The organism is Pseudomonas sp. OST1909, assembly GCF_015277575.1.
Lineage (GTDB): Bacteria > Pseudomonadota > Gammaproteobacteria > Pseudomonadales > Pseudomonadaceae > Aquipseudomonas > Aquipseudomonas synxantha_A.
In genome coordinates this window covers 1204326-1230424 of record NZ_CP063780.1, presented here as the reverse complement: position 1 = coordinate 1230424, position 26099 = coordinate 1204326, and the positions used below count along the sequence as shown (strand labels likewise).

Sequence of the window (26099 nt, the reverse complement as noted above, 5' to 3'; positions counted from 1 at the left end):
CAATGCTCGACCCAAGGCCCCACGCATCGGATGCGTGGGGCTTTTGTGTGTAAAACAGAATTTTTCTCGATAACCCACGGCATAATGCGCGCCGTGACATCGATATCCAGATCAGCGAGGCGCTCTGACGTGTTGAAGAAAACCCTATTCCAGTTGCACTGGTTTTTCGGCATCACTGCCGGCCTGGTGCTGGCCTTGATGGGGATCACCGGGGCTGCGTACTCGTTCCAGGATGAAATCCTGCGGGCCCTCAACCCCACAGTATTGAACGTACAGAAACGCGAAGCCGGCGTACTGCCGCCTGCCGAGCTGGTGCGCAAGCTGGAGGCCACCGAAGGCAAGAGCGTCGCGATGCTGTGGGTAGAAAGCGACAGCGGCAATGCCGGCCGGGTGTCCTTCACCCCGCCACCGGGGGAGCGTCGTGGCCAGATGCGCTACTTCGACCCGTACACCGGCGACTACCTGGGCGACGCCGTCGGCCAGGACGTATTCGGCTTTATCCTGCAACTGCACCGCTTCCTCGCCATCGGCGACACCGGGCGCAATATCACGGGCGCCTGCACCCTGATCCTGGTGTTTTTCTGCCTCTCAGGTTTGTACCTGCGCTGGCCGCGCCAGGTAAAAAGCTGGCGCGTGTGGCTGACCCTGGACTGGCGCAAAAAGGGCCGCAGCTTCAACTGGGACCTGCACTCGGTGTTCGGCACCTGGTGCCTGCTGTTTTATCTGCTGGCGGCATTGACTGGGTTGTACTGGTCTTATGACTGGTACAACCAGGGCGTGACCAAACTGCTCTCCGATGCGCCGCAGAACGAGCGGATGCGCAAGCGCGGCCCGCCGCCCACAGGCCCTGCCCCGGTGGCCAACTACGAGGCGATCTGGAGCAGCATCTACAGCAACGCCGGCCCCGACCTGAGTGCCTACAATATCCGTATGCCGGCCGTCGCCGGGCAACCGGCCACCGTGTACTACCTGCTCAAGGATTCACCCCATGACCGTGCGCTGAACCAGATCAACCTGGACCCGGCCACCGGTGAGGTCAAATCCCATGACCGCTATGCCAGCAAGAGCCTCAAGGCTCAACTGCTGACCAGCGTCTATGCGTTGCACACTGGCAGTTATTTCGGCCTGATCGGGCGCATCGTGCTCACCGTCAGCTCGCTGCTCATGCCCCTGTTTTTCATCACTGGCTGGCTGTTGTACCTCGACCGTCGTCGCAAGAAACGCCAGGTACGCGAAGCCCGCCAAGGTTTGAGTGCCCCTCACAGCGGTGCGCCGGCCTGGCTGATCGGGTTTGCCAGCCAAAGCGGCTTTGCCGAACAGTTGGCCTGGCAGACTGCCGGGCAATTGCAGGCCGCCGGCGTTGCGGTCAAGGTGCAGCCCCTGGGCAGCGTCAGCCGCGACGACCTCAGCCAATCGCAACATGCGCTGTTTGTGGTCAGCACCTTCGGCGATGGCGAAGCCCCCGACAGCGCCCGTGGTTTCGAGCGCAGCGTGCTCGGCCAGGACCTGCCCCTCAAAGGCTTGAACTACTCGGTACTGGCCCTGGGTGATCGGCAGTACGAGCACTTCTGTGGCTTCGCCCGGCGCCTGCATTTCTGGCTGACCAACCAGGGCGGCAACCCGCTGTTTGCCCCGGTGGAAGTCGACAGCGGCGACGCAGTGGCCTTGCACACCTGGCAACAGCAACTGGGCCAGCTCACCGGTCACGCATCCGCGGCGGCCTGGCAGGCAGACCCGTACGAAAACTGGACGTTGAGCCAACGCCGCCTGCTCAACCCCGGCAGCGTTGGGGCCGATGTCTACCTGCTCGGCCTCACACCGCCCACGCCCAAGCGTTGGCTGGCTGGTGACCTGGTGGAAATTTTGCCGCGCAATTGCCCGTGGGCCGTGGAGCATTTCCTCGACGGCCTCGGCCTGGCCGGCAGTGACGGCGTGTTGATCGACGGCTTGGCACAAACGCTCGATCAAGCCCTGGCCAACCGTCAACTGCCGGACAACCGTGCACACCTGGTCGGCCTGCATGCCCAAGCCCTGGTGGACGCGCTGGTGCCACTGGGTATGCGCGAATATTCCATCGCCTCGATTGCCAGCGACGGCGTGCTGGAACTGATCGTGCGCCAGGAACGCCACCCCGACGGCAGTCTGGGCCTGGGCTCCGGCTGGCTGACCGAACACGCCGACATCGGTTCGGGTATCAGCCTGCGCCTGCGCCGCAACAGTGCCTTCCACCTGCCGGACGCTCCCGTGCCGTTGATCCTGCTGGGCAACGGCACCGGCCTTGCGGGCCTGCGCAGCCTGCTCAAGGCGCGTATTGCCGATGGCCAGCAGCGTAACTGGTTGCTGTTTGGCGAGCGCAATATCGCCCACGATTACCTGTGCCAGGACGAACTGCAAGGCTGGCTCGCCAGTGGCGACCTGGCGCTGCTGGACCTGGCGTTTTCGCGGGACCAGGAAGAGAAGATCTACGTACAGGATCGCCTGCGCGAATCGGCAGATGTGTTGCGCAAATGGCTGGCGGACGGCGCGGCGATTTATGTGTGCGGCAGTTTGCAAGGGATGGCGACCGGGGTTGATCAGGCGCTGGTGGATATCCTGGGCAGTGAGGCGGTGGAGCGCTTGATTGAACAGGGCCGCTATCGCCGGGATGTCTACTGACCCGTCAGGCAATGAAGATCAATTGTGGGAGGGGGCTTGCTCCCTCCCACAGTTTTAACTGCATTCCAATCAGGCAGGTTGCAGTTTTTGCTCAAACACCGAAACGCCATCGAGATCGCGCAAAATGACGGTCAACTCCCCTGTCTGCCCATCAATCTGCACTTCACCAAAAAACTGAAAGCCAGCAAACGGCGAGGTGTTTTGCGCAGGCGGCGCTTTCTCGAACACGACTTGCGGGCCAAAGGTTTTATCCAACGGATTCGGCCCGAAGCTGCCGGCATTCAGCGGCCCTGCCACAAACTCCCAAAACGGCTCGAAATCCTGGAACGCCGCCCGGTCCGGGTGGTAGTGGTGCGCCGCGCAGTAGTGCACATCGGCCGTCAACCACACATGGTTGCGCACCTTCTGCGCACGCAGAAAGCCAAGCAGTTCGGCAATCTCCAGCTCACGCCCTTGCGCCGGGCCGGGGTCGCCATTGGCGATGGCTTCCCAACGCGCCACGCCGGGGCTGACTTCACCGTCGGGCACGCCCAGGCCGATCGGCATGTCGGCGGCGATCACCTTCCATTGCGCCTGCGACGCCTTGAGTTCGCGCTTGAGCCAGTCCAGTTGCTGGCGACCGAGGAAGGGTTTTTCGCCGCCCAGGTTGTCATCATTCGGCCCACGATAGCTGCGCATATCCAGCACAAACACGTCCAGCAGCGGCCCGTAACTGAGCTTGCGATAAATACGCCCGCCGCCGTCGGCACTCTGGCGGCGCATCGGTGAATATTCCAGCCAGGCCTGCCGCGCACGGCCGACCAGGGTATTGATGTCGCGGGTCTGGTAACGCTCATCCAGTTGCTTGCTGGAGGACCAGTTATTGATCACCTCATGATCGTCCCACTGCCAGATCTGCGGCACCTGGGCATTGAAGCGGCGCACGTTTTCATCCAGCAGGTTGTAGCGGTAATTGCCGCGATACTCATCGAGGGTTTCCGCGACTTTGCTCTTGGCCTCGGTGGTGATGTTGCGCCAGATACGTCCGCCTTCGGTGGTCAACTGCGCGGGCACCGGGCCGTCGGCGTAGATGGTGTCGCCGCTGTGGATAAAAAAGTCTGGCAGGCGCAGGCGCATGGCTTCGTAGATACGCATACCGCCAATCTCCGGGTTGATGCCGAAGCCTTGGCCAACGGTGTCGCCGCTCCACACAAAGCGGATGTCGCGACGCTGTTGCGGCTCGCTGCGCAAGTGACCGAACCAGGGCTCGCTGGCGACGCCGGTCTGGGCGTCTTCGAAGTGAACACGGTAGAAGATCGACTGATCGACCGGCAAACCGGTGAGCTCGACACGGGCAGTAAAGTCGGTGCGGCTGTCGGCCAGGGGGGAAACCAAGCGGCGGGGATTGCTGAACACACTGCGCGTATCCCACTCCACCACCATCTTCGCGGGGCGGTCGCTGCGGCTCCAGATCATCGCACGGTCGCCGAGCAGGTCGCCCGATTGCACGCCATCCGTGAGTTGCGGCCGGTCCTTCACCGAAGCGATCACCGCAGGGGCCAGGCCCGGCAACAACAGGCCGGCGCCCACGGCTTGCATCACGCGGCGGCGGCCGAGATCGAAGTGGCTCATGCAGGTGCCCTCTTGAGTATCAAAAGGGCCACTTAAGCATGATGGGATGAAGCGAAGATGACACCGGCCTTACAAACAATGGAGATCCAAATGTGGGAGGGGGCTTGCTCCCTCCCACATTCTGAATCCCATCAGCCCCTGGCAGCAGTGACCGTCAGCTCCACAGCTTCCGGTCGCTTGAGCAGCGCATACACCAACCCCGTCAACACACTGCCCGCCACAATCGCCAGCAAGTACAACAAAGCGTGGTTCATCGCATTCGGAATCACCAGCACAAACAACCCGCCATGGGGCGCGGCCAACTTGCAGCCGAAGTACATCGACAGCGCACCGGTCAGCGCGCCACCGGCGATGCTGGCCGGGATCACGCGCAGCGGGTCTTTGGCCGCGAACGGGATCGCGCCTTCGGAGATAAAGCACAGGCCCAGGATCATCGCGGCCTTGCCGGCTTCGCGTTCAGTCTGGGCGAACTTGCGCCGAGCCAATAACGTAGCGATGCCCATGCCAATCGGCGGCACCATGCCGGCAGCCATGGTCGCGGCCATCGGTGCGCCGCTCGACGCCGCCAGCAGGCCGACAGAAAACGCATACGCCGCCTTGTTGATCGGCCCGCCCAAATCCACGCACATCATGCCGCCGAGCAAAATGCCCAACAGCACCGCGTTGGTAGTGCCCATGGTGCTGAGAAAATCGGTGAGACCCGTCAGCAAACGTGCGACCGGCGGGCCCACCAGGTAGATCATCACCAGGCCGGTGAACAGGCTGGCCAGCAACGGGATGATCAGAATCGGCTTGAGCGCCTCCAGGCTCTGGGGCAATTGCACCGCACGGCTGATCAGCTTGACGCAGTAACCCGCGACGAAACCGGCCAGGATGCCGCCGATAAACCCAGCCCCCAGCGTCCCCGCCAGCAAGCCGCCGATCATGCCCGGCGCCAGGCCAGGACGGTCGGCGATCGAGTAGGCGATGTAGCCCGCCAGCAGCGGCACCATCAGCAGGAATGCCTGGTCACCGACGCTTTTCAGCGCCGCAGCCAAAGTGCCTGGCTGCTCGAAAGCATGGATGCCGAACACAAATGACAAGGCAATCAATAAGCCCCCCGCCACCACCATCGGCAACATGTACGACACGCCAGTGAGCAGGTGCTTGTAGACCCCGGTTTTCTCCGACTTGGCCGGCGCGCCGCTGGCGGCGTTTTCCACCGCGCCTTCAGCCAGGGCTTTGTTAAGGATGGCTTCGGATTGCTTGAGGGCGATGCCGGTGCCACAGCGGTAAATTTTCTTGCCGGCAAAACGCTCGGTGGCGACTTCAATATCCGCCGCCAGCAACACCACGTCGGCCTCGGCGATGGCTTGCGGGCTCAGCGGTGTGCGGGCGCCGACCGAGCCTTGGGTCTCGACCTGCAAGTCGTAGCCCAAGCGCTTGGCGGTCTGCTGCAAGGCTTCGGCGGCCATGAAGGTGTGGGCCACCCCGGTCGGGCACGCAGTAATCGCGACGATACGCGGCGCATTCTTCGCCGATACCGGGGCGTCACTGGCGACATACACCTGGGCCTCTTCAGCGCCCCGGCGCAATACGCCTTCGACATCCGCCAGCGCTTGGGCCGGTGTGGTCTGGAACACGCGTTTGCCGACAAAACGCTGCATATCCACGGGCGTACTGCTGACCAGCAGTACCCACTCGGCATCATCGATCGTGGCTTGGGACAACTGACGTTCCGGGCGCTGCACATCAACGACCTCGACACTGGTGTGCAAGCCCATGCGCTGGGCGGCGGCGTCCAACAAGCGGGCGCACAGCACACTGGTGACCATGCCGTTGGGGCAGGCGGTAACAATGGCTAACTTCATCACAAACCCTCTTATTGTTCTGTCAGCGCGCGTACATCGACGCCGCTTTCCAGGCGCGCCAACTGCGCGTCATCGCTGATGCCAAAACCGATCTGCGTGACGGCCATCGCGGCAATCGCCGTAGCACGGCGCAAGGTGCGCTCGGGGGTATCGCCGCTGAGCAAACCGTGAAGCATCCCGGCCAGCAGCGAGTCGCCAGCGCCCACGGTACTGGCCACCGTCACCTTGGGCGGCGTGGCGTGTAGCGCCGCGCCTGGGCGGTACCAGGTCACGCCTGCGGCGCCGTCGGAGACCACCACATGCTCGACGCCTTGCTGATGCAATTGGCTGATGGCATCGGTGGCGTGACCCAAGGCTTCGGCCAACTCTTCAGTATTGGGTTTGACCAACCACGGGCCCGTCTCCAACCCCAGGCGCAGCGCTTCACCACTGGTGTCCAGGGCGACTTTCAACCCGAGGTCTTTCAACGCCTCCAGCAAACCTTTAAACCACTGCGGGCTGACGCCGCGCGGCAAGCTGCCGGCCACCACCACCGCATCAAACTCCGGGCCAATCATCGCGATCATCTTGAGCAGCGCTTTTTGCGCCTGCTCATCCACCAGCGGCCCCGGTGCATTGATGTCGGTGACACGCCCATCCTGTTCGGCAATCTTGATGTTGCTCCGGGTTTCGCCGGGGACACGGATGAAGGCATCGCCAAACCCGCGGCGCTTGATCAGCGCATTGAAAGCCTGTGGGTTGGCACTGCCGAGGAACCCGCCCACGCTGACGTAATGGCCTAGGTCCGCCAGCACCTGCGCTACATTCACGCCCTTGCCCGCCGCGTGGGTGAGCATCGCTTCACTGCGATTGACCTCACCAGGCTCCAGGCGCGCCAGGCGCACCGTCAGGTCCAACGCCGGGTTCAGCGTCAGGGTCAGAATCTTCGCCATCTACACGGCCTCCACTAGGGCACGCACCTCGGCGGGCGAACCCACCGCCAGTGCTTGTTGCGCCAGGCCCTGGGCCTCGCTCAGACTGAATTCGCGCACCCGCGCCTTCACTTCAGGAATGCTGCGGGCCGACACGCTCAACTCATCCACCCCCAGGCCGACCAGCACCGGCACCGCCAGCGGGTCTGCCGCCAACTCGCCGCATACGCCGACCCATTTGCCGTGGGCATGGGCGGCGCGCACGGTGATGTCGATCAGTTGCAAGACCGCTGGGTGCAAGCCATCGGCCTGGGCCGACAGGGTCGGGTGGCCGCGGTCGATGGCCAAGGTGTACTGGGTCAGATCGTTGGTGCCGACGCTGAAGAAGTCGACTTCCTTGGCCAGTACCGGCGCCAGCAAGGCGGCTGACGGCACTTCGATCATGATGCCCAGTTGCAAATCGGCGACCGGGATTTCCAGGCGCAAGCGCTCGGTCATGTCGCGGGCGGCACGCCATTCATCCACGCTGCCGACCATGGGGAACATGATGCGCAGCGGCCGGTTATCCGCCGAACGCAGCAGCGCCCGCAATTGCGCTTCCATGATCTGCGGGCGTTGCAAGGTCAGGCGAATGCCGCGCACGCCAAGGAAGGGGTTTTCTTCCTGGGCGATGGGCCAATAAGGCAAGGGCTTGTCGCCGCCCACATCGAGGGTGCGCACCACCAGCGGGCGGCCGCCGAGCCCATCAAGGACGCGGCGGTACTCGGCTTCCTGGGTAGCCTCGTCCGGCGCCTGAGGGTGGGCCATGAAAATCAGTTCAGTGCGCAGCAGGCCAATGCCTTCGGCGCCCTGCTCCACCGCACTCGCCACACCGGCGCTTTCACCGATATTGGCGAACACTTCCACGGCGTGACCGTCACGGGTCAGCGCCGGCTCGTGGCGTTGAGCCGAGGCAGCTTGCAAGCGTTGTTCGCGGGTGTCGCGCTCCACGGTGGCGCGTTGCAGGGTAGCGGCGTCCGGGTCGACATGCAGGCGACCGCGCTGGCCGTCGAGCAGCAGTGGCGTACCGGCGCTCAGCAGCAGCACCGCAGCACCAGCACCGACCAAGGCGGGAATCCCCAGGGCGCGCGCGACGATGGCGCTGTGAGCTGTAGCACCACCGCGGGCAGTCAGAATGCCGGCTACGCGGGCCGGGTCCAGACGCGCAACGTCCGAAGGGCCGACTTCATCCATCACCAGAATGTAGGGCTCGCTGGGCTCCTGGGCGGTTTCGACGCCGCACAACTGCGCCAGCACGCGACGGCCGATGTCACGCAGGTCAGCGGCACGCTCGGCCAGCAAGGCATCCTGCAAGGCCTCCTGCTGCTTGGCGGCGGCTTCGATCACGCTCATCCACGCCGCTTCGGCGCTTTCGCCTTGCTTGAGGCGGGTGTCGACTTCGTCGGTCAGCTCCGGGTCGTCGAGCATCTCCTGATGGGTAATGAAAATCTCGCGGATGGCCTTGGCCTGGCTGCGCTCGATCAGGCCCTGGATATCCTTACGCACATCGCCCAGGGCGGTGTGCAGGCGCTGGCGTTCAGTGGCGGCAGACTCACCGCGCAGGGGGTAATCGAACAGCTGTGGAATCTGGATATGCGCCGGACCGATGGCGATGCCCGGCGCGGCGGCGATGGCCTGGATCTGACTGCCGCTCGATGGCGCGCTGAGCGCCGGCTCGATAGCCACCGGAGCAGGCTGGGCGCTCAGGGTCGGCAATGGTTCGACCTCTTCGCCAAGGCCCTCTTCGACCGCGGCCAACAATGCAGGCAGTGCATCGCCGGCAATCGTCGGCTCGGCGACAAACTCCAGCACCTGGCCACGACGCGCACCGAGGCTGAGCAACTTGCTCAAACTTTTGACCGATACCGCGCCCACCGGCCCATCAACGATGCGCACGCGGATATCGCCGTCAAAACTTTTCGCCAGTTGCGCAAGGATCTTGGCCGGGCGTGCGTGCAGGCCGTGGGCGTTGGCCAGGCTGATGCGGGCGCTGGGCCAGTCTGGCGGCAATTCGCCGCCCAGCACTTCCAGCACCGCACGGCTGCTGGTGGCACGCCCCAATTCCTGGCCGCGCCCTTCAATCAACAGGGCACACAAGCGTTCAAGCAAGGTTTGGTGGGCTTCGCCCAGGCTCGCCAGGCAGAACAGGCCGTGCAGCGGCTGGCCGAGGTAGCGCATGGGTTTGTCCGGCGTGACAAACGCCAGGCCCGGGCGCTTGACCGTCTGTTCGCTGTGCAACCACCACAGGCCATCGCCCAGGGGCAACGCGTCGACCTGTTGCAACACCGCAGCAAAACCATTGCTCACGCAGTCGGCCTGGCGCAGCAGGCGCGCACCGCGCCATACCAACTCTTCAAAATCATCGGCAGACACGCCCAGGCTGATCATCTGCGCATCCAGCGCCAGTTCCTGGGGCGCACCTTGCAACAGCTTCAACAACGCTTCGGCACTGCCGGCACGGCGCAACGCCTGGCCGAGATCGGTTTCACCGAGGGCACGGGTCAGCAGTTGCAGCAAGCGCAGGTGTTCGTCGGATTTGGCGGCGATGCCAATCGCCAGGTAGACGATCTGGCCATCACCCCAGTCCACCCCTTCGGGGAACTGCAGCAGGCGCACACCCGTGGTGAACACCTGGTCGCGGGTCTCTGGCGTACCGTGGGGAATAGCGATGCCCTGGCCAAGAAAGGTCGAACCCTGGGCTTCACGGGCTTGCAGGCCGCTCAGATACCCCTCGGCAACCAGGCCATCGGCCACCAGTTTGTCAGCGAGCAGGTGCAAGGCAGCAGATTTATCCACAGCCACCTGGCCCATGGATATCTGCTCTACAGTGAGCTCAAGCATGCCGTTCTCCTAGTTAGTGCGATGTGCGCACTAGGTATTGTTTTGAATAAATCAGCGCGAGACGTTCAAAAATAACTGACTGAGTGGTCAATTGGCAGTAGCCACTCAGCGGCGAACATCGTAAAAATACGCTTGCTGAAACGTTTAATCTAGAATTTATGGCAGATTACGCGTTAATTGCGCAAGCTTGAAGCACCACTCGGCACCTGTCGCGAAACATTGGTCGTGGGCTGGAATCGGTTACGATTGGACAAAATGTCGGGGCACGCTCTAAAAAACAAGGAAATCCCGGTTTGAAACTCAGTGATATTGCACGCTTGGCCGGTGTGTCCGTGACCACCGCCAGCTATGTCATCAATGGCAAGGCCGAACAGCAGCGCATCAGCAACGCAACCGTTGAGCGTGTGCGTGCCGTGGTCCAGGCCCATGGTTTTACCCCCAACCCTCAAGCCGCAGGGCTGCGCAGCCGGCATACGCGCACCCTGGGGTTCATCCTGCCAGACCTGGAAAACCCCAGCTACGCACGCATTGCCAAGCTGCTGGAGCAAGGCGCCCGGGCACGGGGCTATCAGTTGCTGATTGCCAGCTCCGATGACGAAGCCGACAGCGAACGCCAACTGCTGCAACTGTTCCGTGCGCGGCGTTGCGATGCGTTGTTCGTCGCCAGCTGCCTGCCGGCCAGCGATGACAGCTATCGCGACTTGCAAGCCAAGGGGCTGCCGGTGATTGCCATCGACCGGGTGATGGAGCCTGACCAGTTCTGCTCAGTGGTCAGCGATGATCACCAGGCCTGTCAGCAACTCACCAGCAGCCTGCTACAACCGCTGCCCAAGCAAATCGCGCTGATCGGCGCACGTCCCGAGCTGAGCATCAGCCAGGAACGTACTGCGGGTTTTCGTGAAGCGCTGCAAGACTTCACCGGCGAAGTGATCATCGAACAGGGCGAAGCCTTCAGCCGTGACTGTGGCCGACAGCTGATGGAGCAACTGCTGCAGCGCCTGGGGCATTTGCCTGACGCGCTGGTGACTACCTCCTACGTGCTGCTGCAAGGCGTGTTCGATGCGCTGCATGACTTCCCGCTCCGGTCGCGGCCGCTGCGCCTGGGCACCTTTGGCGACACCCAACTGTTGGACTTCCTGCCGCTGCCAGTCAACGCCATGGCCCAGCAACATCAACTGATCGCCGAGACCGCCCTGCGCCTGGCCCTGGCGGCCATCGAAGAAGAGCAGTACCAACCGGGTGTGCATGCAATTGGCCGCACGTTCAAGCAGCGCATTCACGAGGCCTGAACGTGGAGCTGATCGACACCCACACCCACCTGGACTTTGCGGACTTCGATCACGACCGCCCGCAAGTCCTCGCCCATAGCCGTGAACTCGGGATACGGCGTCTGGTGGTACTGGGGGTGTATCAGAAAAACTGGCAGCAGCTGTGGGATCTGGTGCAGCAGGACGACGGTTTGTTCGCGGCCTTTGGTTTGCACCCGGTGTATCTCGATGAGCATCGCCCTGCCGACCTGCTGGAGCTGGGTGACTGGTTGACGCGCTTGCACGGCCATCGGCAACTCTGCGCCGTGGGCGAAATCGGTCTGGATTACTTCCTTGAGCACCTGGATCGCGAGCGCCAGCAAAGCCTGTTCGAAGCCCAGCTGAAACTCGCGGCGGATTTCCAACTCCCCGCCTTGCTGCATGTACGCCGCAGCCACGCCGTCGTGATTGCCACGCTCAAGCGCATCCGTCTACCGAGGGGCGGGATTATTCATGCGTTCGCCGGCAGCATTGAAGAGGCCCGCGAGTACATCAAACTGGGTTTCAAACTCGGTCTGGGCGGCGCCGCCACTTGGCCCCAGGCCCTGCGCATGCACAAGGTACTGGCGCAATTGCCTCTTGAAGCCGTGGTACTGGAAACCGATTCGCCGGACATGGCCCCGGCCATGTATCCCAACCAGCGCAATAGCCCGCAACACCTGCCGGCTATCTGCACCGCCCTGGCTGAGCGTATGGGCATCAGCCCTTTATTGCTGGGTGAGACGAGCACACGCAATGCGTGCGAGCTGTTCAATTGGTAGCGGGCTGATGACCTGCAAGTTCAAGGTCATCCTTTGCCGATAACGGGCATAGCGCACGACCAGCAGATGAATCAACACCGCGACCAGCGAAATGTTCAACTGCCCGATCACGCTGAGCAGCCCCAACCACTCTGCGAACAACGCCATCAGCAAGGTCGCGCACGTCAGCATGATCATGCCGGGCCGCACCAGCGCCCATTGGTCCAGGGCGCGAAACTGACGCAACTGCTTGTGGCAGCACAACTGCAGGCCCGAGTGGCAGTACGCGCAGTCAAACGGTACTTCCATGGCGATGGCGTTCAGTTGCCAAGGCTTGAGTTCAAACGTCATGTTGCACTGGGCACAATGCCCTTTGATGCCGATTGCAGCGGCCATCGTCGTATCCCCTCGTGACCGTGACTGATGAAACAAATTCTCACCCATTCACGTTGCGATAAAACACAGCCCGGCAAAATCAGGACAAATGCCACGTGATTCATGACCCCGTCCCACAGAAAGTTCTTACACCCGAAACGCGCCAATCAATTGCTTCAACTCAATGACCTGCGCCGACAACTGCCGGCTGGCCGCTTCGGTCTGTTGGGCGCCTTGTGCTGCATGTTCACCGGCGCGGTTGATTTGGACAATATTCTGGTCGATGTCGTGAGCGACCGCCGTTTGCTGCTCCACGGCAGCGGCGATCTGCTGGTTCTGGTCAACAATCATGCCTACGGCACCGAGGATATTTTCCAGGGCGTGCTGGACCTTTTCCGACCGCCCTACCGTGCCACTCGCCATTTCATGGCTACTGCCCATCGCCTTTACCGCTGCGCCGACGCCGCTGTGCAAGCGGCTGATCATTTGTTCGATTTCTCCGGTGGAATGCTGGGTACGCCGGGCCAGGGTGCGCACCTCATCGGCCACTACGGCAAAACCGCGTCCTTGCTCACCGGCACGCGCAGCTTCGATGGCCGCGTTGAGCGCCAGCAAATTGGTTTGCTCAGCGATGCTCTTGATCACCTCCAATACGCTGCTGATGGACTGGCTATCGGCCGCCAACTGATTGATCACCCGCACCGACTCATCGATCTCCAAAGCCAGGCGTGCGATGCCGCTTTGTTGAGATTGCACCAGCGCCCGCCCGCTGACGGTTTCATCATTGACGCTCTGTGCACTGTTGACCGCCGCCGCCGCGCTGCGCGCCACCTCCTGTGCGGTGGCAGACATCTGGTTCATCGCCGTTGCCACTTGTTCGATCTGGCTGCGCTGGCCGGAAACCGCCTGGTTACTCTGTGCCGAAATCGTCTGCACCTGGCTGGCCTGCAACTCGACCTGGCTGACCGTATGCCCGACGCGCTCAATCAGGTCGTGGATCTTGGCCACGGTGCCATTGAATACCTGGCCCAGGTCTCCCAGCTCGTCGCGGCTGTGGGCGACGAAAGTGACCGTCATGTCACCGGCCGCGACTTTGTCCATCATCGCCCCCAGGCTGCGCAAGGTAGTGCGGGTGGAGACAAAGAAACCTGCATACAAGTAGAAGATCAGCGCAAATACCGCCAACAGGGCCGCGACCAGCAACACCATGTGCAGGCGGTTTTGCGCCAGACGCTGCTCCAGTTGCTGGCCGATGAACGCTAAGGTGGCGTCATCGAGTTGATAGGTCTTGGCCATCAGTTGGCTGACGCCGTCGTAAAAACCTTGCCACGGTGTATCCAGGGTCTCGGCCATTACCACCTGTTCTTCGAACAACTCACTGCCTTGCTTGAGGCTGGCCTGGCTGGCTTGCGCCAAGCTATCGAGTGCTGCGTGCGCGGCGTTGCTGGCGCCCAGCGCGTCCTGCAGCTTCAAGCCGTATTCGCCCTGGAGCTTTTCCACCTGCTGCAGTAATTCGTCAAAGCGCGTACTGGAGGAGGAATTGATAAAGCCCTGGCCCAGGGAATACGCGCCCATCGCGCGGCCCTCACCGAGTAGTTGGGTGACCTGTGGGGTGACCGCAGTGACCAGGTCGCTGAGTTGGCGCAGGTCACTCTGCACATCACGGCTCAAGCCGGCTTGGCTGGCGATAATTTGGCTAAGCATCTGGGCCTGGTTGAGTAACTTGCCGATCAACGCCGCTTTGTTGAGCAACGAGGTTTCCTGTTGCTGCGCCTTGAACGCGGCGATCAGCTCGTCGCGCTTGTTTTCAAAAACCTCGACTTGCTCGGGCTGCGTCGCCATGGCGTGCAACCCCTGCAACCGCTCCAGCACACCTTGCTCCAGGGCAGTGATCTGCGCTTCAAGATCAGCCGCCTTGCCGGACTGCCCGAGAATGACGTTGATCTGCACCTGGTTGTTGAGCGTTTCCAACTCACGACGCAATGCCAGGCTGCTGCCAAGCAGGTCGAGACTTTGCAGTTCGACACGGGTGCCCTGGAATTCGCGCCACGAGTCACGCACCAGGTAATAGTTGGTCGCCAGCATCGGCAGCAGAAACAGCACGCTGATCAGGCTGAACTTCATGCCGAAGCTCAGGCGGTTCATCAGCGCAACGGCAGGATAGAGCAAGCTCATCACAGGTGACCTCCCCTTCTTTTATTGTTATTGAGGCGCAGGGCGGCGGCAGATAGCCACTATTTGGCGCTCTGTCTGTATAGCTCAATTCGAAGGGAAGTTTTGTAACGTAAGGTTAACGGCAGATCCGGAGAGCACATGTAGGAGGGCTTGCCCCCGTAACCACGATGCGAAGCGAGCCGCTCTTGATCTTGATCTGCTTTTGATCTTGATCTTAAGCGCCCCGTCAAACCACGCTGGCCGGAATTCGACAGGGATTTGGGGGGTAAACCGGCAGGGATGCCGGTTTAGCCGCCCCGCGCCATGGATGGCGCGTGGCGGCGGCCCCCCAAATCACTGGCGGATTACGGGCACACCGAGCCTAAGCGAGGTGCCGAGTGGTGGGGCAAGAGCCCTTTGGTTACTTTGGGGCTCTTTTCCAAAGTGACCCGCTGTAAAAGCGGAACCAACCGTGGCCGTTACCGCAGGAATGGATATGTACTCGGTCTGATCCAGCCCCCTGGTCGGCCCGGAGGCCGCCATCGGGAGCAAGCCCCCTCCCACAAGAGGTGTAGATCCCGGTGGTCATCGGGGACAAGCCCACCTCCCACAGTATTCAGGGCAATACAGTCCAGATGGCAAACCCGGCATACCACAACACCGCCGCACGCAGCAGCAGCTCCCACAACCGATCCAGGCTATTGATGCCGTCAGCCCCCACCACTGGAGGAGGGATTTCAGCCGCGGCCAGCCCGACCTTTTCCATCAACTGCGCCGCGCTGATGTCCCAGCTCAGCAGTTCGTGGAGCATCACCCGACTGACCCCGACAAAGTTGCCCACCAAAGCAAAGCTCGCCGCCAACAGGCGTACCGGCAACCAGTCAAACGCGTGACGCAACTGCGCGGCACGTTCGGCCACCAAGGGATTCTGGCTATGTTCGCTGGCCAGCGCCAACAGCCGGTAGGCCAAAGCCGCCACCGGGCCCAGCAGGAAATACCAGAAAATCACCGCAAAAAAGCTCTGGTACGCCTGCCACAACAGATAGCCCTGGACCCGCTCCAGCAATTGCTCGCCAGTGTCGGCGCCAAGCTTCAGGTCGCGCTCGGCCACATGCTCTGCAGCTTGCAGGTCGCCACGTCGCCAGGCATCACGGAACGGCCCCAGCCCTGCCAATAAATCACCACGGCCCAGGCTATAGATCACCACCAGCATGTGCACCGGTAACGCCAACAGGCCATAGGCCACCGGCTCCAGTACCAACAACAACAGCGCCAGCAACGCTACCGGCAGCAGCACCAGTAGCGTCAGGATCAGCCAGGGTCGCTTGCCCATGCGCGGGCTCGACTCCAGCTTGGCCAGCTCACGCAGCCATCCACCGTCGCGCTGCAACCGCAGGCGCAAGGCCGAGAACTTCTCGATCCACACCGCCAGCACCAACACCAGGAAACTCATTGTTCGTGTCCTCCATCCTGCAGGGCGCCGAGAAAGCGCGCCCAATCAAAAGCGGGGCCCGGGTCGGTCTTGCGCCCCGGAGCGATATCGCTGTGACCACAAATACGTTGGCGAGTGATCTTTGGGTAAGCCTTGAGCAACTGGCGCGTCAGCTCGGTCAGCGCCGCGTACTGGGCATCGGTGAACGGCAGTTCGTCTGTGCCTTCCAGTTCGATCCCCAGCGAGAAATCATTGCACACCTCGCGCCCCTCGAAGCTGGAAATACCGGCGTGCCAGGCCCGGTCCCGGCACGAGACAAATTGCGTCACAGTGCCGTCACGTTCAATCAGAAAATGCGCAGACACGCGTAGGTGGTCGATACCGGCAAAGTAGGGGTGCTCTGACACATCCAGACGATTCTGAAAAAACTCTTGCACCTTGCCCGTGGCAAACTGCGCTGGAGGCAAGCTGATGTTATGCACCACCAACAGCGAGATTTCGCCTTCAGGGCGCTCGTTGAAGTTGGGCGACGGGCAATGACGGATGCCCTGGCACCAACCGCTGGCGGGGTCCAACTGCATACAGGCTCCTGAAATGAGACGAGGTGTTACCAGTATGCCGCGTTCCACCCTGCGGTTGCGATCACTTGCCGCGTTTGAGTTGACGCAGGTCGCCCATCACCGCAGCCAATGCACGCTCGAACAAAGGGCCATCATCCAGCGTGCGCAGCACACCACGCTTGAACGCATGGGCTAACTGGTCGGTAGTTTTTTCCAGAACCTTGAGCCCGGTGCGGCTGACGAAAATACAGGTATTGGCAGGCGGCATGATTGCCGTCAACTTGCAGCGCAGGGTGATTTCCTGATCGTGCTGAAACGCTACCCAGGCGCCGATCTGCAACTGCCTGGCCTTGAGCAGGTCGGGGTCATCATCGGGCAGCGGCGCAACGACGGACGGCGCACCGGTGCCAAGCGTGAAGGACTCACGGACTTCGACCAGCACTTCGGCGCCGTCGCCCCCGCAACACTGAACATGCATGGTCTGCAACCGCCGGAAAAATTCACGGGTGCTGAAAGAGTCGAACGCCGCAGCGGCCAAACCGTCACGCAACGCCTTGAGCAACGCGGGTAGTTGCTCAAGCAAATGCCGGCCCGCTTCGGTGTCTTCCCGCAGGCCGACGCTCCAGATCAACTCATCCAGGGTGCGCAGCGCTGCCTGCCATTGCAGCGACTGTCCGCCATGCTTGAGCATGGCCAATAGCAACACCTGGCTCCAGGCTTGCTGGAGGAATTGCACCACAAACTGCGGCAGAACCTTGCCCGCCAGCCTTCGATCAAGCACCTGCGCCACACGTTGGCGGGCAGCCTCGGTATGCAGGCGCTCCTGCTCGGCCTCTCGGGTATGGCGCTCAAGCAACTCGCTGCGCCTGGATTCATCAGCGGTAAACGCGCTGAATTGGGTCAGTAGCTGGGAGAAAATCGCCGGGTCTTCAACAAACTCATTCAATAAACGCTGCACGACCTGCTCGACACACAGGTACAGAGTATCGCGGGAGGCGTCTTCGGGCGGGCTCCAGCCCATGACGGCGCCCGCGATGTCATTGAGCAAGCGTCGCGCCGGATGGCGCGTGCAACTGAACAGGCTCTTGTCCAGCACGGCGACTTTCAGCAAGGGGATCTGCAAACGGGCGATCAGGCCCTTGAACGCGTCCGGCACGCTGCTATCACCGAGTATGAAGGCGAACAGCATAGCGAACAGATTGATTACATCTTCGTCAGCATCTTCCAGGACCCGCGACTTGCCACTCTTGACGCTGACTCGGGTGAGCAGCTGTTCAAGCTGGTTACGCAGGTCGAAATCGTCTTCAACCTCGGGCTCGGGGACGTACTGCTGCAAATGCGACAGCAGGCGTAGCAGATCACGGGTGGCAATGGGTTGCGGCTCGGCACTGGCTTCGAGGGTCGGCGCCACGCTGCCACGCACGGCTTGCAGTAACTTCTGCAATGCGCTGAACGCTTGCTGGCCGCTTTTATCGAGCGGCGGGTCGACGATCGGCTGGCTGGCGCGTTGGTGTTCCCGGCTGGCGCGCCCGCCGGGACGACGGGATGGCACGGCCTTGAGTTCAGGCAGTACACCAACGGCGACCAGCAGTTGATTGGCTTCGCCATACAACAGGTCCGCGTCACTGAGCACGTATTTTTCAAAGAGCTTGAGCATGATCAGTTTGACGCGGATTTCCACCCCCAGGCTGCGCCCTGCCTGCAGAAAAAACTCACAGAGCAGTGCCGGGCCCAGTGGGTTCGCCTGGTCATCCAGGCGCCGGCCCAGCAATTGGCTCATGCGCGCGCTTAACTGTCCCAGGGCCAAGCCATCACGATGCCGCACCCGACTGAGCATCGCCTCAAGGGCTACGGCTTTTTCCATGTCGTCGGCACTGGTACCGGATACCGCTTCGTAGGACACCACCGGCACCAGGTGCAGATCGCCGCTTCCGGCCTGGCCCAGATTGGCGAAGGCGACAAACAGCTGCTCCATGAACACGCGTTCGAAGTTCTTGCGCTTGAGGCGCAGGTCGCGCATTGCTTCGAAAAAAATATGATGGTCGACGGTGCTTCGGGCCTTGTCAGCCATTTCGAACAGGGTGTCGTCGGCGTTATCGAACAGTTCCTGCAAACCCTGCTGCAATTGTTGCGCGGCCTTGTCACGCACCTGCAGCAACACCACCGGCAGGCGCGCGAGCGGCGATGGCGTAGCCTGTGCCCTGTTGATAGGCACCACCTTTCCGTCATTGTGCATCCTGGCCTCCTGAAACGGCGGTGTTGAGAGGGGCAAAGAACGGGGCAGGCACGGCAGTGCGCTGCATATAAACCGGCTACCACCTCGACGTCAAAGCTATGACGCCAATTGAAAGGCGCGAGATTATCTTGCAAAGGAGGGGGGTTGCGCCAGCAAACTCTGCCTTTACGCTGTAAATGAGCGGCGCGCTGGGTTCGAACGCACGCAGCCCCTATAATCCAGGCACTTTGTTTGTGGAGCCTGTTATGCCGAACCTCCGTCTTGCCGACCTCACCGCCGAAATCGAAGCCAACGTGCGCCGCGCACTGCTGGAAGACATAGGCAGTGGCGATATCACCGCGCAGTTGATCCCCGCCGAACGGCTGGCCAAGGCCACGATCATTACCCGCGAAGCGGCTGTTATTGCCGGTACGGCCTGGGTGGATACGGTATTTCGCCAACTGGACCCACGGGTCGCCGTGCATTGGCAGGTGGCCGACGGTGAACGTGTCAGCCCCAACCAGGCGCTGTTCCACCTTGAAGGCCCGGCACGCTCGCTGCTCACAGGTGAACGCAGTGCGCTGAATTTTTTACAGATGCTGTCAGGTGTAGCCACCCGAGCGCAGTTCCTGGCGGACTTTGTCGCCAGTACCCAGGTCAAGCTGCTGGACACTCGCAAGACATTACCGGGCCTGCGCCTGGCGCAAAAATACGCGGTCACCTGTGGCGGTTGCCACAATCACCGCATCGGGCTGTATGACGCGTTCCTGATCAAGGAAAACCATATTGCCGCCTGCGGTGGCATTGCCCAGGCGATTACGGCCGCCCACAAGATCGCCCCAGGCAAGCCGGTGGAAATCGAAGTGGAAAACCTGGATGAGTTGCGCGAAGCCCTGGCGGCGGGAGCCGACATCATCATGCTCGATGAACTGAGCCTGGTAGACATGCGCGAGGCCGTGCGCTTGAACGCCGGCAAGGCCAAGCTGGAAGCCAGCGGCGGGATCAATGAAAGTACCCTGCTGCCTATCGCTGAAACCGGTGTGGACTTCATCTCCATCGGCGCGATGACCAAGGATGTGAAGGCAGTGGATCTGTCGATGCGCCTGAGTATCTGAGTAGTTGCCAGCTGCAAGCTGCAAGAAGGCTGCGAGACAACTTGCCGCTTGCAGCTTGAAACTCGCGGCTGCTTTTAAACTACAAGATTATTCATCTCGCAGTACTCGTCCCATTCGACGCCCAGCACCTCGGCCGCCTCTTTATGCAAGGCCAACCGCGCAGCTTCGAATTCTTCCGGTGTCGAGGTGTACTTGAGGGTCAACTCCCAAGGCTGGAGGTTCTGGCTCTCTGCCTCGTCCTCGAATGCCCACTGAATCTGATCGCGCTGGTCGTCAGCGCTCAGGTCCTTGATCTCTTCTTTAAGCTGCGGCGACTCCTCAAGGTATTGCTTGAGTGCTTCTTCGTGACGCGCTTGCTGGGTTATCTCAGTCGTGGTCATGTCGTTCTCTTGGATCGAGGAATGGGGATGCATCTGGGTCATCAAGGTTGCGCAGATACAAAAGAGCGAGCACGAATGCCGACTCGTCTGGCCTTCAGAACCATTCTGGGATCATCTGAAAACATTGCCTTTGAAGCAGTGGTGCGCTTTTGCCCGAGACAGGAATCGAACCTGCGACCTTCGCGTTACGAGTGCGCTGCTCTACCGGCTGAGCTACACGGGCGGTGGGCTAAAGCTAGCACTGCATTGGTCATGCAGCAACTGACTCGCTCACCGCCCGGCGCCATCACGCGCCGTTGGCAGAGCAGCCCTTGGCAACGTACTGCGGATCCGCTGTGGTAGCACAGGTCCATCCGCTGGTTGCGTTGCGGGTCAAGGTGATGGTCTTGCCCAGCACGGGCGCTGGCGCATCGAGGATTTCACAGCTGATGGAGCCGGCGCCCGAGGCTACATCTCCTGTCACGTCGATCTTGCAATTGGCAGTGGGGCTGTTGCCACCGATCAACGACACAGTGGGCACAGTGCCCTGGTTGATGACGTCTTCATAACCGGCCTTCAACGCGCTGATTTCAGCCAGCCCCGCCGTAAACTTGGCCTTGGCCTGGTGCTTGGTGTACATGGGCAAACCGATGGTGGCCAAAATGCCGATGATTGCCACAACGATCAACAACTCGATCAAGGTAAAGCCTTTTTGACGCATCTCTTTCACTCTCCAGAATAAAACCATGACAAGGCGCGTCCTGCGCCCCGAAGTGTGCAACGGCGCCAGTGTACCCACCACCACGAAGCCCATCGCCTGCAAGACGCACATTCTGACACTTTATCCCATAACACCAGCCGTCCCGAATCCGCCACCTGACTACGCTATAAATTCTTCACTGCCGGGTGCGCAAACCGATATGAACGACACGTCAACGATCTATGCCTGGGAAGGTATCAACCGCAAAGGACGCAGGGTGACCGGGCAAACCGCTGGCGACAGCCTTGCGCTGATCAAGGCACAACTGCGCCAGCAAGGGATCTGCCCCGAGCGTGTGTGCAAGAAGCCTCGATCACGCTCGGCTTTCACCCCGCGAATCCTGCCAGCCGATATCGCCCTGTTTACTCGCCAGTTGGCGACCTTGCTCAAAGCCGGCATCCCGCTGCTGCAAGCCTTCGACATCATCAGTGAAGGTTTTGAAAACCCGCAGGTGCGTGAACTGGTCAAGGCGTTGAAACAACAGATCGCCAGCGGCAATAACCTGGCCGCAGCGCTACGCCTGCATCCGCGTTATTTCGATGACCTGTACTGCAACCTGGTAGCTGCCGGAGAACAGGCCGGAGCTCTGGAAACCCTGCTGGAGCGCGTGGCGATTCATCTGGAAAAAAGCCAACAGCTCAAAGCCAGGATCAAAAAAGCCATGACTTACCCTGTCGCAGTCCTGGTAGTCGCTACACTAGTCAGCACAGTGCTGTTGATACACGTCGTGCCTCAGTTCCAGCATCTGTTTGCCGGGGTCGACAGCCAACTGCCCGGGTTTACCCTGGGGGTCATTGCCCTGTCCGAGTTCTTGCAACAAGCGTGGTGGATACTCGTGCTGGGCCTGGTCGTGGGGGTGGGCGGGCTGCGCCACGCCTACCGCCGTTACCCTGGCTTTCGCCATTGTCTGCAAGGGCATTTGTTGAAAGCGCCCCTGGCAGGCAAACTGCTGCAAAAAACCGCCGTCGCCCGCTACGCCCGCACGCTTTCGACCACGTTTGCAGCGGGTGTCCCGCTGGTCCAGGCATTGGGCTCGGTAGCCGGAGCCGTCGGCAATGACCCCTTCAAACAGGCAATCGAACGTATGCGCCACGATGTATCCACAGGCATGCAGTTGAATCAATCCATGCACAGCTGCGGTTTGTTTCCCGGCATGGCGATCCAGATGACCGCCATTGGAGAGGAGTCCGGCACCCTGGACCGGATGCTGGAAAAAGTCGCGAACCACTACGAGTCGGACGTCGACACCCTGGTCGATAACCTCACCAGCCTGATGGAGCCGCTGATCATGGTTGTCCTGGGGGCCATTGTCGGCGCGCTGGTGATCGCGATGTACCTGCCGGTCTTTCAATTGGGTACGGCCTTTTGAGCCTGCTGCTGAGCGAGCAGCCCTGGGCGTTTGCCTGCATGGCACTGGTGCTCGGCCTGATCATCGGCAGTTTCATCAACGTGCTGGTCTGGCGCCTGCCCAAAATGCTCGAACGCGAATGGCGTGCCCAGGCGCATGAGGTCCTCGGCCTGCCAACCGAGCCCGCCGGGCCGGTGTACAACCTGATGCGCCCGAACTCCTGCTGTCCGCGCTGCAACCAGCCGATTCGGCCCTGGGAAAATATCCCGCTGCTCAGCTTCCTGATGCTCAGGGGTCGTTGCGCTCATTGCCGTGAGCCCATCAGCGTCCGCTATCCCCTGACCGAAGTGACGTGCGCGCTGATCACCGCCGCCGTTGCCTGGCATTTCGGCTTCGGCTGGCAAGCCGCTGCGGTGATGTTGCTGAGCTGGGGCTTGCTGGCCATGAGCCTGATTGACCTGGACCACCAATTGCTGCCGGATGTGCTGGTACTGCCGCTGCTCTGGCTGGGGCTGGTCCTCAACAGCGCTGACCTGCTGGCAATACTGCCCGATGCACTGTGGGGCGCGGTCATTGGCTACATGAGCCTATGGAGCGTGTTCTGGCTATTCAAGCTGGCTACCGGCAAGGATGGCATGGGCCATGGCGATTTCAAGTTATTGGCATTGCTGGGGGCCTGGGGGGGCTGGCAGATCCTGCCAATGACGTTGCTGATGGCCTCGCTGATGGGCGTGTTTGCAGGGCTGATCCTACTGCGCTTGCGCAAGGTCCAAACGTCGACGCCGATGCCCTTTGGGCCGTGCCTGGCAATTGCCGGCTGGATTGCATTGCTCTGGGGTGGTCAAATAACCGACTTCTATTTGCAGTCTGTCGGTTTCAGATGACCACTTCTGTCGCAACACCCTGGATTCTTGGCCTCACAGGCGGCATTGGCAGCGGCAAAAGCGCTGCGGCCGAGCACTTTATCGACCTGGGCATCGACCTGGTGGACGCCGATCATGCTGCCCGCTGGGTCGTCGAACCCGGGCGGCCGGCACTGGCGCGCATTGCCGAGCATTTTGGCGACGGCGTGCTGCTACCCGACGGTCAGCTGGATCGCGCCGCGCTGCGCAAACTGATCTTTGAGGTACCGCAAGAACGTCTGTGGCTGGAAGCCTTGCTGCACCCGCTGATTGCCGAGGAAATTCGCAGCCACCTGGCACGCGCCCAGTCGCCTTACGCGATCCTGGTGTCACCGCTGCTGATCGAGTCCGGCCAATACAGCATGACCCAGCGCATCCTGGTGATCGACGTGCCGCAATCGCTGCAGATTCAGCGTACCCTGCAGCGCGATGGCATCAGCGAACAACAGGTGCAGGCGATTCTCAAGGCCCAATCGAGCCGCGAAGACCGCCTGAACCATGCCGATGACGTGCTGGTCAACGATAAGGACCTTGCCTGGCTGCACGGCGAGGTCGAGCGACTGCACCACTTTTACCTTACTTTGCGTGGAGGCCGATCATGAGCCAACCCTTGACCGTCGACTGCCCAACCTGCGGTGCACCCGTGGAATGGAAAGCGGCCAACCTCAACCGGCCGTTCTGCTCGGACCGTTGCAAACTCATTGACCTGGGTGCCTGGGCCGCAGAGGAACACAAGATCCCCGTGGCCCCGGATGCCGAAGACGAACTGTTTTCCGAAGACCTGCCGCCGCGCCACTAAGGCCGCATAAAGGCATATTCCTGCTGGTCGTCGAGGTTTTCTGCAAGGTATTGCAACTCGTCGGCCAGGTCTTCAAAACTGCGTACGCCCTTGCTTTGCTGCACCACGGCACTGAGCATGGCGCGTAAGGTCAAGCCGGGATCGAAACCGATTTCCTGCGCTGCGTCCTGGCTTCTGCGCAGCTCCTGCCGTGCCCACTCGTACACACTCATGATCCGTGCTCCAGAAAAAATTTTGCAGAGCATGGACCTGCGCCGGTGCCCGGCATTTGACCTGGATCAACGCCGTGAATCGTCGTCCTTCCAGGGGGCCGAGAGATAGCGAGTTCGGTTGAAGGTCTCCAGCCATTCCGGGCAAAACACCACCAACGCGCTGACGACCATGCCGTTGATAAAGGCTTCAGGGAAGATGATCAGCCACAGGTAACCTACAAAGTCCTCCAACCATTCCGGCATCGCAAAGCGGCCGTCGAACCACAACAGGCCCAGGCCGGCCAAAAGACACAACAATGCCGACAGCGCCGCCGCGAAAAAGCCGGAACAGAAAATATACACAAAGGGGTTTCGCGGTTGCGCCCGCTCGACCAACAGCGCGCAGCTTTCGGTGACCAGCACCGGCAACCCGACCAGAAGCAGGCCGTTGACGCCAAGGGCGGCCAGATCCTGGCGCCCCAGCAATATCAAGCCGAACTGGGCAGCAAACCCACCGACGATTGCCAGCGGCCAATCCAGCAACAAGGTCACGGCGGTCATGCCGATAAAGTGGTACGAGACCCCGGTATCGAAATCCCGGCGCACCAGCCACAGCATAAACAACGCGAACACCGTACCGAACAGCAAATGCTGGCGCCGTCGGTCGGCGAACAATTCGACCCAAGGCGAGCGCAACATCGCCCACATCACCACCGGCGCATATAACAGCCAGCCAATGCCGAGGGTCATGGGCGCCAGAACAGCTGCACTGATCACAGATGCACTACCTCTACAAAAAGCTTGCTGCCGAGTGAGCAGTCTACACCTGCGTTTTAACATTGGTCTGGGTCGAAGCGAGATTCAAATGTGGGAGGGGGCTTGCTCCCGATTGCGGTGTGCCAGTCTAAGTAATTTTGACTGACCCACTGCTATCGGGAGCAAGCCCCCTCCCACATTTGGATCTCACTGGCATAGATACCCAGCTGTTTCAGCAGCAACTCGGTGCAAGCAGGACTTCCTGTGGTCATCATTTGAACGCTAAGCTGGGAATATGGATGACTCAGATTATTTGCGCCTGCTCACCGTAGCAGCCGAACAAGCCAATGCGTTTCTGTCCAATGCCCGCAAATGGGAGCGTGAGCGTTGGGTCTGCCAGCGCCTGCTGCAGGGCTTGAATGTGCCCTACCGCGTCGAAGAGTTTCACGCTGCGGGCCAGGAGCCGCCGGATGTATTGTTTCGCGACGCCAGTTTCGAGGTATTTTTCGTGCTGGACGAGGGACGCCGCCTGAACGACGAATGGCGCGATGAATTGCTGCGCAGGCGTAGCGCGTTCTCTTTGAGCCAACTAGTGCGGCGCGAAGCCAAGCCACGACGCATTCCCGCCCATGAGTTTTTGTTGCGCCTGGCACCGACACTGCGCAAAAAAGCACATAACTACAAAGAACGCGGCATGGACCTGGGGGAGTTGGACCTTATCGCTTTCACCAGCCTCAAACGCGAAGTGCTGGACCTCAACAGCCACTTTCCGCCGCCAACTGAATACCTGCGCCAGGGCTGGCGCTCACTGTCACTGGTGGGGCCAACCTTCGCGCGCGTACTGTTCGCACACCCGGACGCGCCGGACTTCTTGCGCAACAACCTGGGCCGCAGCATAGTGTTCGATGTGGGCATCAGCCTTTGAACCCTTGGCTGTAACGTGGCGCCCTTTTGCAACGTCTACCTGACGAGGCCTTTATGACCAGCCGCCTGAACCCCGATGACCAACAGCATGTCCAAGAGTACCTGCAACTCTCCCAGCACAGAGTCGAGCGCAAGCCTTTCCGGCCATGGCTGCTCCTTTGTGTGGTGCTGGTAGTGGTGATCGGGCTCGGCGTGCTGAGCCGCCTATTGAGTTACCTGACGCTATGAGCTGCCTTGCGCTCGCGGGGGTAACTG

Annotated in this window: 23 protein-coding genes and 1 tRNA gene; 10 read left to right on the top strand and 14 right to left on the bottom strand. The window is 61.2% G+C overall.

All coding sequences use genetic code 11. From position 1 onward, the window contains the following. Positions 1-129 precede the first annotated feature (129 nt). Positions 130-2655, top strand: coding sequence for a sulfite reductase flavoprotein subunit alpha (locus IH404_RS05410; RefSeq protein WP_005784710.1), 2526 nt, complete (start codon positions 130-132; stop codon positions 2653-2655). Between the two features lie 69 nt (positions 2656-2724). Here IH404_RS05410 and IH404_RS05405 read toward each other — a convergent pair whose 3' ends face one another. From IH404_RS05405 to ptsP, 4 genes are all read right to left on the bottom strand, one after another. Further along, positions 2725-4266, bottom strand: coding sequence for an alkaline phosphatase D family protein (locus IH404_RS05405; RefSeq protein ID WP_005784708.1), 1542 nt, complete (start codon positions 4264-4266; stop codon positions 2725-2727). A gap of 131 nt (positions 4267-4397) precedes the next feature. After that, positions 4398-6116 carry a PTS fructose-like transporter subunit IIB gene (locus IH404_RS05400; protein WP_148853452.1) on the bottom strand — a complete coding sequence of 573 codons (1719 nt, stop codon included), beginning with the start codon at positions 6114-6116 and terminating at the stop codon, positions 4398-4400. 11 nt (positions 6117-6127) lie between these two features. Continuing rightward, positions 6128-7048 (bottom strand): 1-phosphofructokinase, encoded by a 921-nt coding sequence (pfkB, locus tag IH404_RS05395; protein WP_005784704.1) that lies wholly within the window; start codon positions 7046-7048, stop codon positions 6128-6130. After that, on the bottom strand, positions 7049-9907 hold the full coding sequence (gene ptsP / locus IH404_RS05390; RefSeq protein ID WP_194440120.1) for a phosphoenolpyruvate--protein phosphotransferase: 2859 nt from the start codon (positions 9905-9907) through the stop codon (positions 7049-7051). A gap of 293 nt (positions 9908-10200) precedes the next feature. On the opposite strand from ptsP, the gene cra reads away from it, so the two are divergent. Both cra and IH404_RS05380 read left to right on the top strand, forming a co-directional pair. Continuing rightward, positions 10201-11196 (top strand): catabolite repressor/activator, encoded by a 996-nt coding sequence (gene cra, locus IH404_RS05385; RefSeq protein WP_005784701.1) that lies wholly within the window; start codon positions 10201-10203, stop codon positions 11194-11196. A gap of 2 nt (positions 11197-11198) precedes the next feature. After that, positions 11199-11975, top strand: coding sequence for a TatD family hydrolase (locus tag IH404_RS05380; protein WP_005784699.1), 777 nt, complete (start codon positions 11199-11201; stop codon positions 11973-11975). On the opposite strand, the gene IH404_RS05375 is transcribed toward IH404_RS05380, so the two are convergent. The 5 genes from IH404_RS05375 to IH404_RS05355 form a co-directional block, all read right to left on the bottom strand. Beyond that, the gene (locus IH404_RS05375) at positions 11922-12350 is read right to left on the bottom strand and encodes a hypothetical protein (RefSeq protein ID WP_032803252.1); all 429 of its coding nucleotides are present in this window, start codon (positions 12348-12350) and stop codon (positions 11922-11924) included. The genes IH404_RS05380 and IH404_RS05375 overlap by 54 nt on opposite strands. A gap of 126 nt (positions 12351-12476) precedes the next feature. Next, positions 12477-14507, bottom strand: a complete 2031-nt coding sequence (locus IH404_RS05370; protein ID WP_194440119.1) for a methyl-accepting chemotaxis protein — start codon at positions 14505-14507, stop codon at positions 12477-12479. A gap of 592 nt (positions 14508-15099) precedes the next feature. Continuing rightward, the gene (gene ampE, locus IH404_RS05365) at positions 15100-15936 is read right to left on the bottom strand and encodes a regulatory signaling modulator protein AmpE (protein WP_005784695.1); all 837 of its coding nucleotides are present in this window, start codon (positions 15934-15936) and stop codon (positions 15100-15102) included. After that, positions 15933-16496 carry a 1,6-anhydro-N-acetylmuramyl-L-alanine amidase AmpD gene (gene ampD, locus IH404_RS05360; RefSeq protein WP_005784693.1) on the bottom strand — a complete coding sequence of 188 codons (564 nt, stop codon included), beginning with the start codon at positions 16494-16496 and terminating at the stop codon, positions 15933-15935. The genes ampE and ampD overlap by 4 nt, the downstream gene beginning before the upstream one ends. A 61-nt stretch (positions 16497-16557) precedes the next feature. Further along, on the bottom strand, positions 16558-18711 hold the full coding sequence (locus IH404_RS05355; RefSeq protein WP_194440118.1) for a DUF1631 domain-containing protein: 2154 nt from the start codon (positions 18709-18711) through the stop codon (positions 16558-16560). 245 nt (positions 18712-18956) lie between these two features. Between IH404_RS05355 and nadC the strand changes: the two genes are divergently transcribed. Then, entirely contained in the window at positions 18957-19805 is an 849-nt protein-coding gene (gene nadC / locus IH404_RS05350) for a carboxylating nicotinate-nucleotide diphosphorylase (RefSeq protein WP_005784689.1), read from the top strand. 74 nt (positions 19806-19879) lie between these two features. Here the strand turns inward: nadC and IH404_RS05345 are convergent, their stop codons facing one another. The 3 genes from IH404_RS05345 to IH404_RS05335 all read right to left on the bottom strand — a co-directional run bounded on the left by IH404_RS05345 (position 19880) and on the right by IH404_RS05335 (position 20885). Continuing rightward, positions 19880-20185: a DUF6388 family protein gene (locus IH404_RS05345; RefSeq protein WP_005784687.1), complete on the bottom strand. Its 306-nt coding sequence runs from the start codon at positions 20183-20185 to the stop codon at positions 19880-19882. A gap of 150 nt (positions 20186-20335) precedes the next feature. Beyond that, positions 20336-20408: transfer RNA gene (locus tag IH404_RS05340), tRNA-Thr, on the bottom strand. 63 nt (positions 20409-20471) lie between these two features. Continuing rightward, complete coding sequence (locus IH404_RS05335; protein ID WP_005784685.1) at positions 20472-20885, bottom strand: pilin; 414 nt, start codon at positions 20883-20885, stop codon at positions 20472-20474. Positions 20886-21084: 199 nt separating this feature from the next. Here IH404_RS05335 and IH404_RS05330 point away from each other — a divergent pair, with 199 nt between their 5' ends. From IH404_RS05330 to yacG, 4 genes are read left to right on the top strand one after another with little or no spacing between them, the layout of a single operon-like run. Continuing rightward, positions 21085-22293 carry a type II secretion system F family protein gene (locus IH404_RS05330; protein ID WP_194440117.1) on the top strand — a complete coding sequence of 403 codons (1209 nt, stop codon included), beginning with the start codon at positions 21085-21087 and terminating at the stop codon, positions 22291-22293. Beyond that, a complete protein-coding gene (locus tag IH404_RS05325; protein WP_194440116.1) occupies positions 22290-23156 on the top strand; it encodes an A24 family peptidase in 867 nt (288 codons plus the stop codon). The genes IH404_RS05330 and IH404_RS05325 overlap by 4 nt, the downstream gene beginning before the upstream one ends. Next, positions 23153-23776 (top strand): dephospho-CoA kinase, encoded by a 624-nt coding sequence (gene coaE, locus IH404_RS05320; RefSeq protein ID WP_032877844.1) that lies wholly within the window; start codon positions 23153-23155, stop codon positions 23774-23776. The genes IH404_RS05325 and coaE overlap by 4 nt, the downstream gene beginning before the upstream one ends. Then, positions 23773-23973 (top strand): DNA gyrase inhibitor YacG, encoded by a 201-nt coding sequence (yacG, locus tag IH404_RS05315; RefSeq protein ID WP_005784677.1) that lies wholly within the window; start codon positions 23773-23775, stop codon positions 23971-23973. Before coaE ends, yacG begins: the two co-directional genes overlap by 4 nt. Here the strand turns inward: yacG and IH404_RS05310 are convergent. Together IH404_RS05310 and IH404_RS05305 are read right to left on the bottom strand one after the other, a co-directional pair. Further along, positions 23970-24185, bottom strand: coding sequence for a hypothetical protein (locus tag IH404_RS05310; RefSeq protein ID WP_003171680.1), 216 nt, complete (start codon positions 24183-24185; stop codon positions 23970-23972). The genes yacG and IH404_RS05310 overlap by 4 nt on opposite strands. A 66-nt stretch (positions 24186-24251) precedes the next feature. Beyond that, the gene (locus IH404_RS05305; protein ID WP_005784673.1) at positions 24252-24941 is read right to left on the bottom strand and encodes an energy-coupling factor ABC transporter permease; all 690 of its coding nucleotides are present in this window, start codon (positions 24939-24941) and stop codon (positions 24252-24254) included. 274 nt (positions 24942-25215) lie between these two features. On the opposite strand from IH404_RS05305, the gene IH404_RS05300 reads away from it, so the two are divergent. Both IH404_RS05300 and IH404_RS05295 read left to right on the top strand, forming a co-directional pair. Continuing rightward, the gene (locus IH404_RS05300) at positions 25216-25845 is read left to right on the top strand and encodes a DUF1780 domain-containing protein (RefSeq protein ID WP_003188431.1); all 630 of its coding nucleotides are present in this window, start codon (positions 25216-25218) and stop codon (positions 25843-25845) included. A 53-nt stretch (positions 25846-25898) separates the two neighbouring features. Continuing rightward, entirely contained in the window at positions 25899-26072 is a 174-nt protein-coding gene (locus IH404_RS05295) for a DUF3094 family protein (RefSeq protein WP_005784671.1), read from the top strand. Positions 26073-26099: the final 27 nt, after the last annotated feature.